The 15988-nt window shown below is 75.4% G+C and carries 16 protein-coding genes; 9 read left to right on the top strand and 7 right to left on the bottom strand.

The features are described 5' to 3' along the window. The first annotated feature begins 125 nt into the window (after positions 1 to 125). A complete protein-coding gene (locus tag F1544_RS26415) occupies positions 126 to 1559 on the top strand; it encodes a dihydrolipoyl dehydrogenase family protein (RefSeq protein ID WP_308470084.1) in 1434 nt (477 codons plus the stop codon). A gap of 84 nt (positions 1560 to 1643) precedes the next feature. Here F1544_RS26415 and F1544_RS14350 read toward each other — a convergent pair whose 3' ends face one another. After that, positions 1644 to 2069, bottom strand: a complete 426-nt coding sequence (locus tag F1544_RS14350; RefSeq protein WP_167586503.1) for a hypothetical protein — start codon at positions 2067 to 2069, stop codon at positions 1644 to 1646. Positions 2070 to 2290: 221 nt separating this feature from the next. On the opposite strand from F1544_RS14350, the gene F1544_RS14345 reads away from it, so the two are divergent. Continuing rightward, positions 2291 to 3838, top strand: a complete 1548-nt coding sequence (locus F1544_RS14345; RefSeq protein WP_167586501.1) for an ATP-dependent DNA ligase — start codon at positions 2291 to 2293, stop codon at positions 3836 to 3838. A gap of 27 nt (positions 3839 to 3865) precedes the next feature. On the opposite strand, the gene F1544_RS14340 is transcribed toward F1544_RS14345, so the two are convergent. The 4 genes from F1544_RS14340 to hisD form a co-directional block, all read right to left on the bottom strand. Then, positions 3866 to 4795, bottom strand: a complete 930-nt coding sequence (locus F1544_RS14340; protein ID WP_167586499.1) for a Rieske (2Fe-2S) protein — start codon at positions 4793 to 4795, stop codon at positions 3866 to 3868. A gap of 123 nt (positions 4796 to 4918) precedes the next feature. Next, entirely contained in the window at positions 4919 to 5740 is an 822-nt protein-coding gene (locus F1544_RS14335) for a nitrilase-related carbon-nitrogen hydrolase (RefSeq protein ID WP_167586497.1), read from the bottom strand. After that, positions 5737 to 7239 (bottom strand): APC family permease, encoded by a 1503-nt coding sequence (locus F1544_RS14330; RefSeq protein ID WP_167586495.1) that lies wholly within the window; start codon positions 7237 to 7239, stop codon positions 5737 to 5739. The genes F1544_RS14335 and F1544_RS14330 overlap by 4 nt, the downstream gene beginning before the upstream one ends. A gap of 162 nt (positions 7240 to 7401) precedes the next feature. Continuing rightward, a complete protein-coding gene (gene hisD / locus F1544_RS14325) occupies positions 7402 to 8715 on the bottom strand; it encodes a histidinol dehydrogenase (RefSeq protein WP_167586493.1) in 1314 nt (437 codons plus the stop codon). An 86-nt stretch (positions 8716 to 8801) separates the two neighbouring features. Here hisD and F1544_RS14320 point away from each other — a divergent pair, with 86 nt between their 5' ends. Further along, entirely contained in the window at positions 8802 to 9698 is an 897-nt protein-coding gene (locus tag F1544_RS14320; protein WP_167586491.1) for a LysR family transcriptional regulator, read from the top strand. A 71-nt stretch (positions 9699 to 9769) separates the two neighbouring features. Here the strand turns inward: F1544_RS14320 and F1544_RS14315 are convergent, their stop codons facing one another. Beyond that, a complete protein-coding gene (locus F1544_RS14315) occupies positions 9770 to 10651 on the bottom strand; it encodes an SDR family oxidoreductase (protein ID WP_167586489.1) in 882 nt (293 codons plus the stop codon). Positions 10652 to 10770: 119 nt separating this feature from the next. Here F1544_RS14315 and F1544_RS14310 point away from each other — a divergent pair, with 119 nt between their 5' ends. Together F1544_RS14310 and F1544_RS14305 are read left to right on the top strand one after the other, a co-directional pair. Further along, on the top strand, positions 10771 to 11349 hold the full coding sequence (locus F1544_RS14310; protein ID WP_167586487.1) for a TetR/AcrR family transcriptional regulator: 579 nt from the start codon (positions 10771 to 10773) through the stop codon (positions 11347 to 11349). A gap of 93 nt (positions 11350 to 11442) precedes the next feature. Beyond that, a complete protein-coding gene (locus F1544_RS14305) occupies positions 11443 to 12069 on the top strand; it encodes a hypothetical protein (protein ID WP_167586485.1) in 627 nt (208 codons plus the stop codon). Between the two features lie 57 nt (positions 12070 to 12126). Here F1544_RS14305 and F1544_RS14300 read toward each other — a convergent pair whose 3' ends face one another. Continuing rightward, positions 12127 to 13596, bottom strand: a complete 1470-nt coding sequence (locus F1544_RS14300) for an HNH endonuclease signature motif containing protein (protein WP_167586483.1) — start codon at positions 13594 to 13596, stop codon at positions 12127 to 12129. Positions 13597 to 13842: 246 nt separating this feature from the next. On the opposite strand from F1544_RS14300, the gene F1544_RS26410 reads away from it, so the two are divergent. From F1544_RS26410 to F1544_RS14280, 4 genes are all read left to right on the top strand, one after another. Beyond that, complete coding sequence (locus F1544_RS26410; RefSeq protein ID WP_167586481.1) at positions 13843 to 14094, top strand: PspC domain-containing protein; 252 nt, start codon at positions 13843 to 13845, stop codon at positions 14092 to 14094. A 278-nt stretch (positions 14095 to 14372) separates the two neighbouring features. Then, positions 14373 to 14759 (top strand): nuclear transport factor 2 family protein, encoded by a 387-nt coding sequence (locus F1544_RS14290; RefSeq protein ID WP_167586479.1) that lies wholly within the window; start codon positions 14373 to 14375, stop codon positions 14757 to 14759. A gap of 99 nt (positions 14760 to 14858) precedes the next feature. After that, a complete protein-coding gene (locus F1544_RS14285; RefSeq protein WP_167586477.1) occupies positions 14859 to 15050 on the top strand; it encodes a hypothetical protein in 192 nt (63 codons plus the stop codon). A gap of 5 nt (positions 15051 to 15055) precedes the next feature. Next, positions 15056 to 15982, top strand: coding sequence for a TIGR03560 family F420-dependent LLM class oxidoreductase (locus tag F1544_RS14280; protein ID WP_167586475.1), 927 nt, complete (start codon positions 15056 to 15058; stop codon positions 15980 to 15982). Positions 15983 to 15988: the final 6 nt, after the last annotated feature.

Here is a 15988-nt window from a genome sequence, read left to right as displayed (position 1 = left end):
GCGCGAGCCGCGGCTACCCCCCGAGCGGGGCGGGACGGCATCCGCAACACGCTGTTCACACGGGGGTGTCGACTCTCACAGCGGGGTGGGTGGCGGGCGGGGAGGGTGCGGGAGACGGTGGTCCGGTGATCACCTCCAGCGTCACCACCGCCCCGCAGGACACGACGGCCGAGTACGACGTCGTGGTCGTGGGTGGCGGCCCCGCGGGGACGTCGGCCGCGGTGCGGGCCGCGGAGCTCGGTGCGCGCACCGCCCTCGTGGAGGGCACCCGCACGGGCGGCACCTGCGTGAACACCGGCTGCGTGCCGACCCGGGTGCTGGCCAAGACGGCGCGGCTGGTGCGCGAGGTCCGCACGGCCGCGGAGTACGGGATCGCGGTGCCGCAGCAGAGCGTGGACTGGCTCGCGACGGTCGCCCGGGTGCGCGCGACCGTGGAGCGGGTGCAGGCCGCGAAGGCGGACCCGCAGCGGCTCGCGGACGCGGGCGTCGACCTCCTGCTGGAGGGCCGGGCGCGCTTCGTCGACCCGCACGTCCTGGAGCTCGCGGGGACGGGCCGGCGGATCCGGGGCGAGAACGTCGTGCTGTGCGTCGGCGGCCGCTCGCGGCGGCTGCCGCTGCCCGGCGCCGAGCTGGCCACCTACCCCGAGACGGTGCTGGACCTGCCCGCCGTGCCGCGGCGCCTCGCCGTCGTCGGCGCGGGCAACACCGGCGCGCAGCTCGTGACCGTGTTCCGCGCCCTGGGCAGCGAGGTGCAGCTCCTGGACCTCGCGCCGCGGGTGCTGCCGACCGCCGACGCCGACGTCTCGGCGGCCGTGCGCGCCGCGTTCGAGGAGCAGGGCGTCCGGGTCGACACGGGCATCGAGGCGGTGCACTCCCTCGAGCGGCGCGCCGACGGGGCGATCGACCTCACGTGGTCGCAGGACGGCACGCGCCGCCGGGAGGCGTTCGACGCCGTCGTCATGAGCGTCGGCTGGCCCGCGTCGCTGGACGGGCTCGGGCTGGAGGCCGCGGGGATCGAGGTCCGCCGTTCCGCCATCGCGGTCGACGAGCACCTGCGCACGTCCGTCCCGCACGTGTTCGCGGCGGGGGACGCCAACGGGCAGGCCATGCTCGTGCAGGCCGCGCACGCCGAGGCGGAGGCCGCGGCCACCAACGCCGTCCTGGGCGCGACCCGCCGCACGCCGCACCTGCTGCTGCCGTCGGGGGGTTTCACCGATCCCGACTACGCGGGCGTGGGCCTCACCGAGGACGAGGCGCGGGCGCGGGACCCGCACTGCCTCGTGGTCACCGTGCCGTTCGCGGAGATGGAGCGCGCCATCATCGACGACCGCACCCGGGGTTTCCTCAAGCTCATCGCCGACCGCCGCCGCGACGTCCTGCTCGGCGCGCACGCCGTGGGCGAGGAGGCCGTCGAGATCGTGCAGGCCGTCACGACCGCGATGGCCGCCGGGGTCGACGTCGCGACGCTCGCGCGGGTCGAGTTCGCCTACCCCACCTACAGCGCCGTCATCGGCGAGGCCGCGCGCCGGCTCCTGCGCACCGCGGTCGTACCCGCCTGACCCTGGGCCGCGGGCGCGAGGACGGGTTCGGTGAGGACGTCCACCACAGGAACCCCGGCCGGGCGGTGGCGGTCAGCCAGCGCCTCACGGCCAGAGGTGCAGCGGCCCCCGGTGGAAGTGCACGCACAGCAGCTCGATCCCGCGCTCGGCGCCGTGGCAGCCGGTGACCCGGGCCCCGGACAGGGTGCGGTCGGCGCCCAGCAGGGCCGCCCCGACGGCTGCGGCGTGCCCGGAGCGGGCGAAGTGGCCCCACCGCGCCGACAGGGCGCCGCCTGCGTCGAGGAGCTCCAGGTCGCACGACGTCTCCGGGCCGGTGTCGGCGAGGTGGGAGCGGACGTCGGGCAGCGCCTCCGGGCGCACGACGAGGCTCTCCACGAGCCCGGCGCCGTCGCGCAGCTGCAACCGCGGCCGGCTCGTCGTCTCGTCGACCAGGCGCACCTCGAGCAGCGCCGAGACCGCGCGCCGCTGGGCCGCCCGGACGGGTGTGGTGCCGGTGGGGTTCCTGCTCACCGCGGTGCCTCCGGAGCTCGGCGTGACCTCGGCGCGTCGGACGGGCGCGTCGGGGACGACGCTCCTCGCGCGTCCTGGCAGCGCGCTGGGAACGCCCTGCCGAGGCGGTGCGAACCCGTCGGCCGGCGGCGCGTCGCGTCTCGTGCCGGCCGTGCGTGACGGCGGTGCGCGTGGGCGGGGCGTGTGGGCGGGGCGTCGGTGGGGGCTGCCACGATGACCGGGTGCTCCTCGCCGACGTCGTCGCCGCCTCCTCCGCCGTCGCGACGACCCGCGCCCGGACGGCCAAGGCCACCGCGATCGCGGGCCTCCTGCGCGCGGCCGCGGCGGAGGAGGTCGAACCCGTCACGGCCTGGCTCGCCGGGGAACCCCGGCAGGGTCGCCTCGGGGTGGGCTGGCGCAGCCTGTCCGGGCTGACGCGGGCGGACGGTGCGGCCGAGCCGGAGCCGTCGCTCACCGTCACCGCCGTCGACGACGCCCTCACGGCGCTCGCGGGCACGAGCGGCGCCGGGTCCGCGGCCCGGCGCGAGGCGGCGCTGACCGCCCTGTTCGGGGCGGCGACCGGCGACGAGCAGCGCTTCCTCGTCCGCCTGCTGACGGGGGAGCTGCGCCAGGGGGCGCTGGAGGGCGTCGTCCTCGAGGCCGTCGCGGCCGCCGCCGACGTCCCGGCCCCCGCGGTGCGCCGCGCGTTCATGCTGACCGGCAGCCTGCCGGGGACCGCGACGACCGCCCTGACCGGGGGAGTCGAGGCGCTGGAGGCGGCGCGCCTGCTCCTCGGCCGGCCCGTGCGGCCCATGCTCGCGAGCCCCGGCAGCTCCCTCGACGCGGCGCTCGCCGACCTGGGCGCCGACGTCACCGTCGAGTTCAAGCTCGACGGCGCGCGGATCCAGGTGCACCGCGACGGCGACGAGGTGCGCGTCTGGACGCGCACGCTGCGCGAGGTCACCGACGGCGTGCCCGAGCTCGCCGACCGCGTGCGCGCCCTGCCCTGCCGCACGGTCGTGCTGGACGGCGAGACGCTGGCGCTGGACGACGACGGCCGCCCCCGCGCGTTCCAGGACACCATGAGCCGCTTCGGCAGCGACGGCCCGCAGGGCGGCGAGGACGCGGCCGTCCTGCTCAGCCCGTTCTTCTTCGACGTCCTGCACCTCGACGGGGCCGACCTGCTCGACGAACCCCTGCACGTGCGCCTCGACGCCCTCGCGGGGCTGCTGGCCGCCGACGAGCACGCGGCGCTGCGGATGCCCGGCGTCCGCAACCCCGCCCCCGAGCGCGCGGCGCAGGTCCTCGACGACGCGCTCACCGCGGGCCACGAGGGCGTCGTCGTCAAGGCGCTCGACGCGCCCTACGCGGCCGGCCGCCGCGGCAAGGCGTGGCAGAAGGTGAAACCCGTCCACACCCTGGACCTCGTCGTCCTCGGCGCGGAGTGGGGGTACGGCCGGCGTTCCGGGTCGCTGTCGAACATCCACCTCGGCGCTCGCGACCCCGACGGCGGCGAGCCCGTCATGGTCGGCAAGACGTTCAAGGGCATGACCGACGAGCTGCTGGCCTGGCAGACGCGGACGTTCCCGGAGCTCGCGCGCGAGGAACCGCCGTGGGGGGTGCTGCTGCGACCCGAGCTGGTCGTCGAGATCGCCGTCGACGGGGCCCAGCGCAGCACCCGGTACCCGGGCGGGCTGGCGCTGCGCTTCGCCCGGGTCCTGCGCTACCGCCCGGACAAGACGGCCGCCGAGGCCGACACCCTCGACGCCGTCCGGGACCTGCTGGCCTGACCGCGATCGCGCCGGTCCGGCGATCGCTCAGGCGAGGACGCCCTCGACGGGTTCCGCCGCGGGCACGCCCGGGAGCTCCCGGACGCGCACGTGGACCTCACCGTCGACGACCCGGGTGTCGAAGACCGGCTGGGGCGAGGACGCCGGCCCGTGCACGACGTCGCCGTCGGTGAGGGAGAACACGCTCTGGTGCCACGGGCACACGATGCACGGACGCCCGCCCTCCTCGACGACCTCGCCCTCGTGCAGCGGCGCGGCCAGGTGCGAGCACACGTCGGCGAGGGCGAACACGTCGTCGCCGCGCCGGACCACCAGGACACCCGTGTCGCCGACCTTCGCCCCGACCGGCTCGCCGGAGACGAGCTCCGCGAACCGCCCCACCGGGTACCACCCGCGCGGGGTGACGTGGGGGACCGCCTCGGCGTGGTTGGCGCCCGCCGCCCAGCGGTAGGACAGGTGCCCGCCGAGCGCGGCCCCGCCCCCGGCCAGGCTCATGCCGAGCAGGTCGAGTCCCCGCGCCGCCAGGGTGCGTCCGCGCCCGCGGGCCACGACGGAGAGGGCGAAGACGGCGCTCGAGACGCCGTTCGCGGCGGCGTGGACGAGGGCGATGCGGCGCTGCTCCTCGTGCAGGTCGGCGTAGTCGGCCCAGCCGGCCGCGACGGCGGGCACCGCTCCCGCCAGTCCGGTGATGACCAGCGCGCCCGACGCCCGGTCGAGCCCCTCGTCGTGGCCCGGCACGAGCGTCGCGAGCACGTCGAGGACGACGGCGCAGGTCCAGGCCCCCACGGGGACCTGGACGAGCACCGGGTGCAGCGGGTGCCCGATGACCGTGCCGTGCAGCACGTCCTTCACCGGCTGCGGCAGGACGGTCTTGACGACCTCGGAGGCGCGCGAGGCGACGCCGTCCAGCCAGGTCCAGCTGACGGGGGCGTCGAGGATTCGGGTGAGCAGCGGCATGACGGCCTCCGGAGCGCGGCGGGGATGCGGAGCCAGGGAGCGTCCGACCAGGACGACGCTAGGACCCGTCGCGGTGGTGGGCGAGCCGAGCACCCCGGCGACGTGCCGTCGACGTCGCCCCGGTCAGGGGGCGACGACGCCCGCGTACAGCTCCGGGCGGCGGTCGGCGAACGCGTCGGCCAGGGACGTGTACGACTTGTCCCGCGAGCGCGTGAGGTCGAGGTCCGCAGCCGCGCTCGCCTCGCCGGGTCCTGCGGCCGCGACCACCCAGCCGTCGGCGTCGACGATCGCCGTCCCCTCCGTCCACTCCTGACCGCGCTCCACCCCCGACCGGTCGCAGCAGGCGATGGCCACCCGGTTCAGCCGCGCGGTCCCCATGGCGATGACGACCTCGGCGGCGTGCTCACCCGCGGGCCGGGGGAACAGCGGCCAGTTGGTCGGGACGGCGATGAGGTCCGCCCCGGCGAGCGCGGCGGTGCGGGTCCACTCGGGGAACTCGAGGTCGTAGCAGACGATCACCGCGATCCGCCCGTGCACCGTCTCCACCACCGGGGGCACCGCGGTCCCCGCGGTGAACACGAGCTTCTCCCGGTCCCACAGGTGGACCTTGCGGTAGACCGCCAGGACCCCGGTGGCGTCGACGACCGCGGCGCTGTTGTGCAGCCGCCCGTCCTCGCCCCGCTCGCAGAAACCCCCCACGACGACGGCGCCGCTGCTGCCGACGGCGGTGGCCCAGTCCGCGAACACGGGGTGCGCGGCGGTGATCGCCACGGTGGCGGCCTCCTCGGGTGACGCGAACACGTACCCCGAGGTGACCAGCTCGGGCAGCACCACGACGTCGGCCCCGCCCGCGACGGCGACCTCGACGGCGGCCGTGGACGCGGCCCGGTTGGCGTCGAGGTCGAGCAGGCGCGGCGCCAGCTGGGCGCAGACGACCCGCGTCACTGCGGGCCCCCGGCGGTGGTGGGCGCCGGCTCGCCGGCGTCGAGGCGGGCGGTGGCCTCGGCGTCGGCCTGCGCCAGGCGGCTGCGCACCGACGCGGCCAGGCCGGGGGAGAGGGCCACGACGGCCAGGCCGACGAGCAGCCACCCGGCCACGACCAGCGGGAACCAGCTGTACGGGGCGTCGAGGCCCACCGCGTTGCGGTAGATCGTGTACAGCACCAGCGCCAGGGCGAGCACCGGCACCGCGACCTGCCACAGGGGCGCTCGCCGGGTACCGACGGTGTTGCGGGAGAACAGGAAGCGGATCGCGCCGAGGGTGGCGAGCACGTAGGCGACGAGCAGGGCGATCGTGCCGACGGTGAGGGCGTAGAACGTGGCGTCGAGGACGTCGTCGACGACGAGGCGCTGCCCGGCGATGATGAGCAGGACCAGCACCAGCGACACCGTGAGAGCGGTCACGGGCGCCCCGCCCGCCGAGGCCCGGGCCACCCCGCGGGTGCTCCCGGAGTCGCGGCCGAGCGCGAAGAGGATGCGGGCGGCGGCGGACACGGTCCCGAGGAGGATCGCGAACAGGCTCAGCGCCGCGGCGAGGTTCAGCAGCACCGCGAGCCACGATCCGACGTACGCGGAGGCGAGGTCGCCGTACGGGGACTCCGAGGAGCTGAACGCCGCGACGCCCGCCGCGTCGGTGCCGAACCCGAGCGACTGCGCGGCGATCGTCACCAGGTAGAACACCCCGACGACGGCGATGGCGATCTTCAGGGCCCGCGGGATCTCGCGCCGCGGGTTGCGGGTCTCCTCGCCGAGGGTGGCCGCGCCCTCGAAGCCGGCGAAGGCCAGGAACCCGAAGACCGCGGCGGCCGCGATGACGTTGACGTTCGTGCCGGCGGGCAGGGCCAGGAAGTCGACGCTGAGGTGCCGGCCGCCGGGGGCGGTGCCGACGGCGAGCCGCACGAGGATGACCACCGAGAGCACGGTGACGAGGACGGCGCCGACGAGCTCGGCCGTCAGCAGGGACCGGGTGATGACGCGGACCTCGCGTCGCCCGAGCGCGAGGACGACCGCGAGGGCGACGACGGCGACGACGGCCCAGTCGGGGGTGGCGTCGAGGCCGAGGCCGCGCAGCAGTTTGCCGACGAAGAGGCCGATCTCGATGCCGGACCCGGCGCCGATCGCGACGTAGGCCCCGAACAGGGCCCACCCGGCGACGAAACCGGCGCGCGGGCCGAGGGTGAGGCCGACCAGGGCGTACACGGACCCGGTGTGGGAGATGTACCGGGAGAGGCGGACGAACCCGTAGGCCACGAGGGAGACCGCGACCAGGGCGAAGATGAACGCCCACGCCGCCCCCGCGCCGAGGATGCCGGCCGCGCCGGCGCCGAGCAGGGCCATGACGCCCACCGGACCGATGAGGCCGACGGAGAAGGCGGCGGCGTCGGCGACCTTGAGCTCGCGCCTGAGGCCTGGGGCGGGTGCGGTGCTGCGCGGCGAGGTGCTCATGTCACTCCAGGGGGCGAGGGTGCGGAACGGGCGGCGTCGGAGGAGTTCCGGGGAATCCGCTCCGCGATGGGCGCGGGACCGGTCTGCGCGGGTCTGTCCGGTGCAGGGGGTTCGTCCGGTGCGGGGTTCGTCGGTGCGGGGTTCGTCGGTGCGGGGGCTGGGTCAGGCGCTCGCGGTGCGCAGGCTGGCGGTGGCTGCGTGCGCGGCCATCCCCTCCGAGTCCGAGATGACCTGCACGGCCGGGGCGAGGGCGGACGTGGCCTCGCGGGCGATCCGCTGGTAGGTGAGGGGCTTGAGGTAGCGGGACACCGACAACCCCGCGCTGTGCTTGGCTCCGCCGGCGGTGGGCAGGGTGTGGTTGGTGCCGGCCATCCCCTTGTCGGAGTAGGCGACCGTCGACCACGGCCCGAGGAAGATCGAGCCGTAGTTGGTGAGCCGGTCGTGGTACCAGCGGTCGTCGACGGTCTGGACCTCCAGGTGCTCGGGGGCCAGGTCGTCCATGAGGGCGGCCGCGGTCTCCCGGTCCTGCGCGACGGTGATGCTGCCGAAGTCGCGCCAGGCCGGTCCGGCGACGTCGCGGGTGGCGAGCGTGCCCAGCTGGCGCTCGACCTCGGCGAGGACCGCGGTGCCCAGCTGCTCCGACGTCGTGACCAGCGCGGCGGGGGAGTTCGTGCCGTGCTCGGCCTGGCCGAGCAGGTCGGCCGCGACCACGACGGGGTCGGCGCTCTCGTCGGCGATCACCGCGACCTCCGAGGGACCGGCGAGCAGGTCGATCGCCACGGTCCCGAACAGCTGCCGCTTCGCCTCGGCGACGTAGGCGTTCCCGGCGCCGACCAGCATGTCCACCGGGGCGTCGCCGACGAGCCCGAAGGCCATCGCCGCCAGGGCCTGCACCCCGCCCAGGACGAACACCCGGTCCACTCCCGAGACGTGCGCGGCGTACAGGACGGCGGCGTTGGCGTGCCCGCCCGGCTGCGGGGGGGTGCACGCCACCACCGACGGGACGCCGGCGACGTCGGCGACCCCGACCGTCATGAAGGCGCTCGCGGTGAGCGGGAAGCGTCCGGCGGGCAGGTACGCGCCGACCCGGCCGACGGGGACGTAGCGCTGTCCGGTGACGAGGCCGGGGACCAGCTCGACCTCGAAGTCGACGAGGTGCTCGCGCTGGGCCGCCGCGAAGGCGCGGGTGCGCTGGGACCCGAGGTCGATGGCGGCCCGCAGGTCCGGCGGCAGGGCGTCGCCGCTGGCGGCGATCTGCTCCCGGGTCAGCTCGACGTCGCGTCCGTCGTGGTGGTCGAGGTCGCGGGCGTGGCGCAGGACCGCGTCCATGCCGCCGGACTCGATCTCGCCGAGCATCCGGGAGACCAGGGCGGCGACGGCGGGATCGCGCTGAGCGGCGGGGGCGTCGACGGCGGGGGCCTTGAGCACCCGGAAGCGGCCGTCGAGACGGCGCAGGAGAGCAGCGGTGTGGCGCATGCGGCGACCGTAGGAGCGGGGGTGTCACAGGACAAGGGGCGTACATCCTTCTCCTCCCACAGGACATCCCTGTGGGAGCGTGGAGCATGACGCTGACCCAGCTGCGCGCGTTCCTCGCGGCCGCCACTACGGCTTCCTTCACCGCGGCGGCGCGCGAGCTGCAGCTGTCCCAGCCGTCGGTCTCCGAGCTGGTGCGCCGGCTGGAGGAGGAGTCGGGGACGGCGCTGTTCGTCCGCGGAGGGCGTCGGCTCCTGCTCACCGAGGCCGGGAAGGAGCTGCGGCCGTTCGCCGAGCAGTCGGTGGCCGCCGCTGACGGTGGCGCCGCCGCGATGCGCTCCCTGAGCTCGCTCGGCGGCGGCGTCGCCAGCTTCGGGCTCCTGCGCAACGCCGACTACTACCTGCTCTCCGACCTGGTCGAGCGCTTCCACGAGCGCTACCCGCAGGTGCGGGCGCGGCTCATCGGGCAGAACAGCGTGGAGGTCGCGGCGGCCGTCGCCGGCGGCGAGCTGGAGGCGGGCCTCGTGGTGCTGCCCGTCGACGACGCCGGCCTCGACGTCACCCCGCTGATGCGCGACGAGGTGGTGTACGCCAGCGCCGATCCCACGCACCTGCAGCGTCCGGTCACCACCGAGGACCTGGCGGCGGCACGGCTCATCGTCTACGACGCCCACTACGGCTGGCAGGACCCCACCCGCCGTCAAGTCGCCGAGCGCGCCCGGTTGGCGGGGGTGCGGGTCGAGGGGCTGATCGAGGTCGAGCACGTCGAGGCGGCGCTCAAGCTCGTGGCGCGCGGCATCGGTGACACCTTCGTCTGCCGGGCGGTGGCGGGCAGCCCGGGGTTCCCGCCCGAACTGGGCGTCGTCGAGTTCGCGGAACCCCTCTACGACACGGTCGCGCTGGTGATGCGCAGCGGGAGCGTGCTGTCGCCCGCGACGCGGGAGATCGCCCGGCTCGCAACGGAGATGCTGCTCGGAACCGGGTGAGGGGAGTCGGGCCGCCGGGGCGGCACCGCGACCGTGCGGGCGGCCGGCGCGGGGCCGCCCGCGGCGGCGGCTCAGGGGACGAGGAGCTCCAGGTCCGCCAGCAGGCTCGGGTGCCGGGGCACCCAGCCGAGCGCCTCGCGCGTGACGGCGCTCGAGGCGGGCTGGTCCATCGCGAAGATCGGGCCGAACGGGCCGAAGCTCTCCTCGGGCTCGGGGCGCACCGGCAGCCCGAGCCGCCGCCCGATCACGGCCGCGATGTCGCGCACCGCGTCCCCCTCGTCGGCCACGGCGTGCCAGGCCGTGCCGGCCGGTGCCCCCTCCAGGGCGAGGCGGAAGAGGACGGCGGCGTCCTGGGCGTGCACCGCCGGCCAGCGCTGGGTCCCGTCGCCCGGGTAGCCCGAGACGCCCGACTGGCGCGCGATGCCCGTGAGCATCCCCGCGAAGCCGCCCTGCCCCTGGTCGTGGACGGTGCGGGGCAGGCGCACGGCCGTGGCGCGCACGCCGCGGTCGGCCAGGGCGAGGATCGCCGTGACCGTGAGGGCGCGGCCGCCGACCGGCCCGCCGGTGGGCAGCGGGTCGGCCTCGGTCGACGGCCGCCCGGGGATCCACGGGGTGCCCGAGACGGTGACCAGCGGCTTGCCGGTGCCGACGAGCGCCTCGCCGAGGACGGTGAGGGCGGCCGTCTCCTCCGCGACCCCGGCGGCGACGGACTCGGGGCTGCCGTAGTCGCGGCTGAAGGCCAGGTGGATCACCCCGTCGGCCGCGGAGGCCCCGGCCCGCAGGACGTCCAGGTCGGCCAGGGAGCCCCGCAGCGGCTGGGCGCCGACGGCGGTGAGGGCCTCGACCGTCGCCTCGGAGCGCGCGAGGGCGAGGACGGTGTGGCCGTGGGCCAGCAGCTCGGTGGTGACTGCCGAGCCGATCGTGCCGGTGCCGCCCGTGACGAAGACGTGCATGGGGTTCCTCCAACGTGGAGCAGTGGCGGGACTCTTGTCCCGTCACTGGACCGTACACCCTGATGGGACAGATGTCCCGTCGCGATGGGACGCCAGTCCCGTGACCTAGGCTGGGCCTCATGTCGCGTTGGGAACCGGGAGCCCGCGAGCGGCTCGTCGTCGCCGCCGTCGACCTCTTCACGGAACAGGGCTACGACGCCACGACGGTCACCCAGATCGCCGAGCGCGCCGGGGTCACCAAGAGCACGTTCTTCCGGCACTTCCCCGACAAGCGGGAACTGCTGGTGGCGGGGCAGGAGACGCTGAGCCTGCTGCTCGCCGAGGGGATCGCCGCAGCACGGCAGGACGCGAGTCCGCTGGAGGCCGTGGCGGCCGGCCTGGAACGGGCCTCCGAGGCGATGGGCCCGCAGAACCGCGAGCTCGGGCCGCGGCTGAAGGCGGCCGTCGCCGCGAGCACCGAGCTGCAGGAGCGCGACGCGCTGAAGAGCGTGGGCCTGGCCGCCGCGATGACCGAGGCGCTGCTGGCTCGGGAGGTTCCCGACGTGCGCGCCCACCTGGCGGCCGAGGTGGGCGTCATGGCGTTCAAGCGCGGCTACGCCGACTGGGCGGAGGCCGAACTCGACCTCGCCGGCGCGCTGTGGCCGCACGTCTCGCGGGCGTTCGACGACCTCCGTGCGGCGAGCGCCTCGCTGAGCTGAGCGGTCCGCGCGTCCACCGGTGCAGCCGTGCGGGACTGCTGCGAACGGGTGACGGCGCCGCGCGGGGCCCGCGCTCGGGGACAGCCTGGGACCGTGGAACCACCTCTGGTCGGCCCGGACGTCGCCGGCTCGCGGGCGCACGGCGAGCGGGGTGCCGAACGTGGTGACGACGCGCGGGCGCCGGTGGTGCTGGGCGCCGGCGGCCTCCGGCGCGGCCTCGCCTCGGCCGTGCTGTTCCTGGTGCTGGCCGTCGCCGGTTGGTGGCTCAGCCCGGGGGACGGGTTCTCCCTCCTCTACGTCAGCGGCCAGCTGGTCCTGGCCGCTGGCTGTGTCCTGCACGTGGTGGTCCGTCACCGGCTCGACACCGTCCGGCTGGAGGAGGAGGTGGTCGTGGTCGTGACCAGGCAGGGCGAGACGGTCTACGCGTGGGCTGACGTCCTCGAGGTGTCCTGGCAGGGGTCGACGTGGCCGTACACGGGCAGCGGACCCGTGCTGCGGCTGCGCGGCGGGCCCTTCGACGAACCCGGCCCGAACGCGCCCGGGCGGATCGCCCGACTGCCCGTGTTCGGCGCCGCTGCGTCGGGGCGGGCCACCGCGGCGCTCGCGGACGTCTGCGCGGCGCGCGGAGTGCCCTACACGCCGAAGCTCATGGAGCTGATCGGCACGGGCAAGCGGATGCCGCGGCTGCCCGGCGAACCCCGCGATTCCCGCAGGAGTTGACGGCGGGTTCCCGTTCCGCCCGCCGTGAAGGGATGCCACCGGCAACGCCCGAGCCGGTCATCCCGGCAGGAGTTCCTGCGGTCCGCTCCCGCCCGCGCGCAGGCGTGCCCCGAGTTCCCGGGTGAGGCGCCGGTCGGCGGGGAAGGTGTTGCGGACCCAGGGTTGCGGGACGGGGTTGCCCGGCCACCTCGGGTCGCGGGTGATCCAGCGGGCTTCGGCGGTGCGGTCGGGGCGGAGGCGGACTTCGAGGTGGTGGGCGTGCCAGGCGCGGTGGTGAGTCGGGCAGAGCAGGACCATCCGGTCCAGGTCGCTGCGGCCGCCGTCCTCCCAGGCGGGGAGGTGGTGCGCCTCGCACGCCCAGGGGGCGGTGGTGCAGCCGGGGGCGGCGCAGCCGCCGTCGCGCACGGCCAGCGCCCGGCGCTGCTGGGTGGTGGCCAGGCGGGTGGAACGTCCGAGGTCGAGGACCGCGCCGGCGGAGCTCGTGAGCACCTTCTGCAGCACCGCGCCGCAGACGAGGTAGCCCAGGGTCGCGGTGGAGACGGGTCCGTGGCCGTCGACGGTGGCGGTGGTCTGCGCATCGCGGTGCTCGACGGCGGCCTGGACGTCCGCGACCGTCGCGACGACGGAGACCCGCGCGGTCTCCGCGACGGCGGGGTCGCTGGCGGCCGCGCCGCGCTGCAGGAGGGTGACGAAGGCGTCGGCGTCGCGCTGGCGCTTCGAGCGGGGGTCGCGGATGAGTTCGCCGTCCGCCTCGACCTGCACGGGCAGCGGGGTGGAGGCGGCGTTCACGGCCTGCTTCACGATGACGGTGGCCGTTTCGTCGAGGTCGACGGTGATGCGGCACATCCCGTCGATGAGGGCCCCGAAGACCAACCCTCGGCGGGTGGCGGCGTCGGGGTCGCGGAAGGTGCGGTCCTCGTGGTCGGGGTCGATGGTGAGGACCAGCTCACGAGCCAGCTGCCCGGCCACACCGGGGCAGTGTCGGGCGGCGTTGCGGGTCAGGTGCGCGTCCAGCAGCTCCGCGCTGCGGTGCTCGGTGACCTCACCGGTCACCGGGTCGGTCAGCGTGGTGGTGCCCCGGCGGATGGTCGTCGGGATGCGGGAGAGCGCGGTGACGGCGACGTCGACGTGGGCGCGGGAGGCCTCGCCGGCGGCAAGGGCGTCACCGAGGTGCTGCAACGCGCCGCGGTCGCCGTCGACGCCCCCGATGACCCCGTCCCAGATGACGGAGGGGTCGGTGACCTTCGCGGCTTCCACGTCACGCCGGGCCTGACCCCTCGGTAGGCGGTTGGGGGCGCAGGCCAGGAACGTGGCCGTGTCCGACGCCGAGGAACCGGCCTCACCGAGGACGCGGACCAGGTGCAGGTAGGCGGCGTCGGCCTGGTGCCGCAGCCGCAGGAACGCCGTCACGGCTTCCCGGGCGGAGGTCATGGAGAAGCTGGCCGCCTTGGCGTCCGCGACCTCCGACAGTGCCGCCCCGAGGGCCGCGAACGGCTGCTCCAGGGGGTGCACATCGGTCCAGGTCACGCCTGCAGTCTAGTCGAACAGACGTTCGATAAATAGACCAACCCATTGTGCTGCAACGGTTTCAGCACGGAGCGTCAAGTTCGCCTCCGGTCGACGCCGCGGTCCCCCCGGACGCAGCGAGGGTTTCTCTCCGGGTCGGGTCAGGGGTCGCTCAGGGTTCGTCCCCGATGTGGGGGTGGTGCGCCGCGGGCAGTGTTGCCTCATCGGATCCGCAGCGTGCGGACCGCTGGAAGAAGGAGAACCACCGTGAACGTCATCCAGGCCAACTTCGCCCGCCAGGGACTCACCCGCCCGCAGGACGGCCGCCTCCTCGGCGGGGTCTGCGCCGGTGTGGCGCAGCGCTTCGAGATGGACCCGTGGGCCGTGCGCGCGCTGTTCGTGGCCACCCTGGTGGTCATCCCCGGCAGCCAGTTCCTCGTCTACCCGCTGCTGTGGGTCCTCATGCCGGAGACCGGCGCCGCGACGGCCGGTTCCGGCGCCCAGGCCCCCGTGGTCTGAGGCCCGTCGTCCACGCGCGGACCGGGCAGGCGGCCCCGAGGTCAGGTGAGGTGGCCGCCGGACACGCGGTCCGGGGCCGGCCAGGCCGAAGCTCCAGGTGCGGGTCGGAGCCGGGGTCGACGAGACGACGGAGGTGTGCGGGACGCCGAGCCCGGCCAGGGGCGCCTGCCCGTCGCGCAGCCTCGCCTCGTCGGGGGCCACCAGCGCCAGGTGGTCGCAGCACCTCGACAGGAACCGCGGCGCGCGGAATGCTGTCCGCGCGTCGAGGGGAGACGGTCGTGTCGGCAGCAGCCCGTGGGGCGGAGTCCCGCCAGGAGTTCCTGATGCGCTACTTCGAGGCCCTGGGAGCCGGTGGGGAGTTCGAGCAGTTCTTCACGGAGGACGTGACCTGGACCAACGTCGAGAGCGGTGAGCGGTTCGAGGGGCGCTCGGCGGTGCGGGAGTACCTCCTCGCGCTGCACGGCAGCATGTTCGACGCCCGGCCCCACGGAGGTCAGTTGAGCGTCACCGACGAGCACGCCTACCTCGAGGGCGAGTTCCGGGGGACCTCGGTCGACGTGCGCGTGCCCTTCTGCGTGGTCTACGACTTCGGCGGGGAGGGCATCTCGGCCATGCGCCTCTACCTGTCCTTCGCCGCGCTCGAACCCCTCCGGCCGCGGACCTGATCCCGGTCGCCGGAGCGCCGCTGGCGGGAGGGGTGAGGGGCTGGACAGCAGTCCGGGCACGGAGGACCATCGGCGTCCTCTGGTGAGGGAGGTGCGGCCGTGAAGACGCTGAGGTGTCGCCTGGGTCGCCACCGGTGGACCACCGAGTTCACCGAGGACCGCAAGCCGTACCGGGTCTGCGCCCGGTGCCGGAACGAGGACTGGCTCGAGCCCAGCCGGCCGAACATCACCGACATGACCCGGACCGAAAAGTTCATCAACCTCGGTGCGCGTCTGGGTCCGCCCGGCTGAGCGCGGTGGAGTTCCGGGTCCTGACCGAACCGCAGGAGGGCGCCACCTACGGCGACCTGCTCGCGCTGGCCCGGGTGAGCGAGGCCGCCGGCTACGACGGCTTCTCCCGGTCCGACCACCTGATGGCCATCGTGAGTTCCGGTCTGCCCGGTCCGACCGAGGCGTGGACCACGCTGGCCGGTCTGGCGCGCGACACCACGCGCCTCCGGCTGGGCACCCTCGTCTCCCCGGTGACGTTCCGCCTGCCCGGCCCGCTGGCGGTGCAGGTCGCGCAGGTCCACGAGATGTCCGGCGGGCGCGTGGAGCTCGGCCTGGGGGCCGGGTGGTACGCCGGCGAGCACACCGCCTGGGGCATCCCGTTCCCCGGCGTCCGCGAGCGCTTCGACCGGCTGGAGGAGCAGCTCGCGATCATCACCGGCCTGTGGGCGACCCCGGCCGACCGGACGTTCAGCTTCTCCGGACGCCACCACGCGCTCCGGGACTGCCCGGGCCTGGCGCACCCGGTGCTACCGCCACCACCGATCGTCGTGGGGGGCGGTGGTCGCCGGCGGACCCCGCAGCTGGCCGCCCGCTACGCGGGGGAGTTCAACGTGAACTTCGCCTCAGTCGAGGAGACCGGCGCCCAGTTCGCCCGGGTGCGCGACGCCTGCGTGGCGATCGGCCGGCCGGTGGGGGAGATCGCCTTCTCCACGGCCCAGACGGTGTGCGTAGGTCGCGACGCGGCCGAGGTGGCGCGCCGGGCCGCGGCCGTCCCGCCGCTGCCCTACCCGTGGCGCGAACGCGGCCTGGTCGGCTCCCCGGCCGAGGTGGTCGACCGGCTGGGGAGGTGGGCGCAGGTGGGGGTGGACCGCGTCTACCTGCAGGTCGTCGACCTCGGCGACCTCGACCAGCTCGAGCTGTTCGCCGCCGACGTCGTCCCGCAGACCCGCTGAGCGCCC

Origin of the sequence: Kineococcus rubinsiae (genome assembly GCF_011839805.1) — a bacterium.
Taxonomy (GTDB): Bacteria; Actinomycetota; Actinomycetes; order Actinomycetales; family Kineococcaceae; genus Kineococcus; species Kineococcus rubinsiae.
The sequence above is the reverse complement of the archived record's forward strand: the minus strand, read 5'-3'. Positions and strand labels throughout refer to the sequence as shown.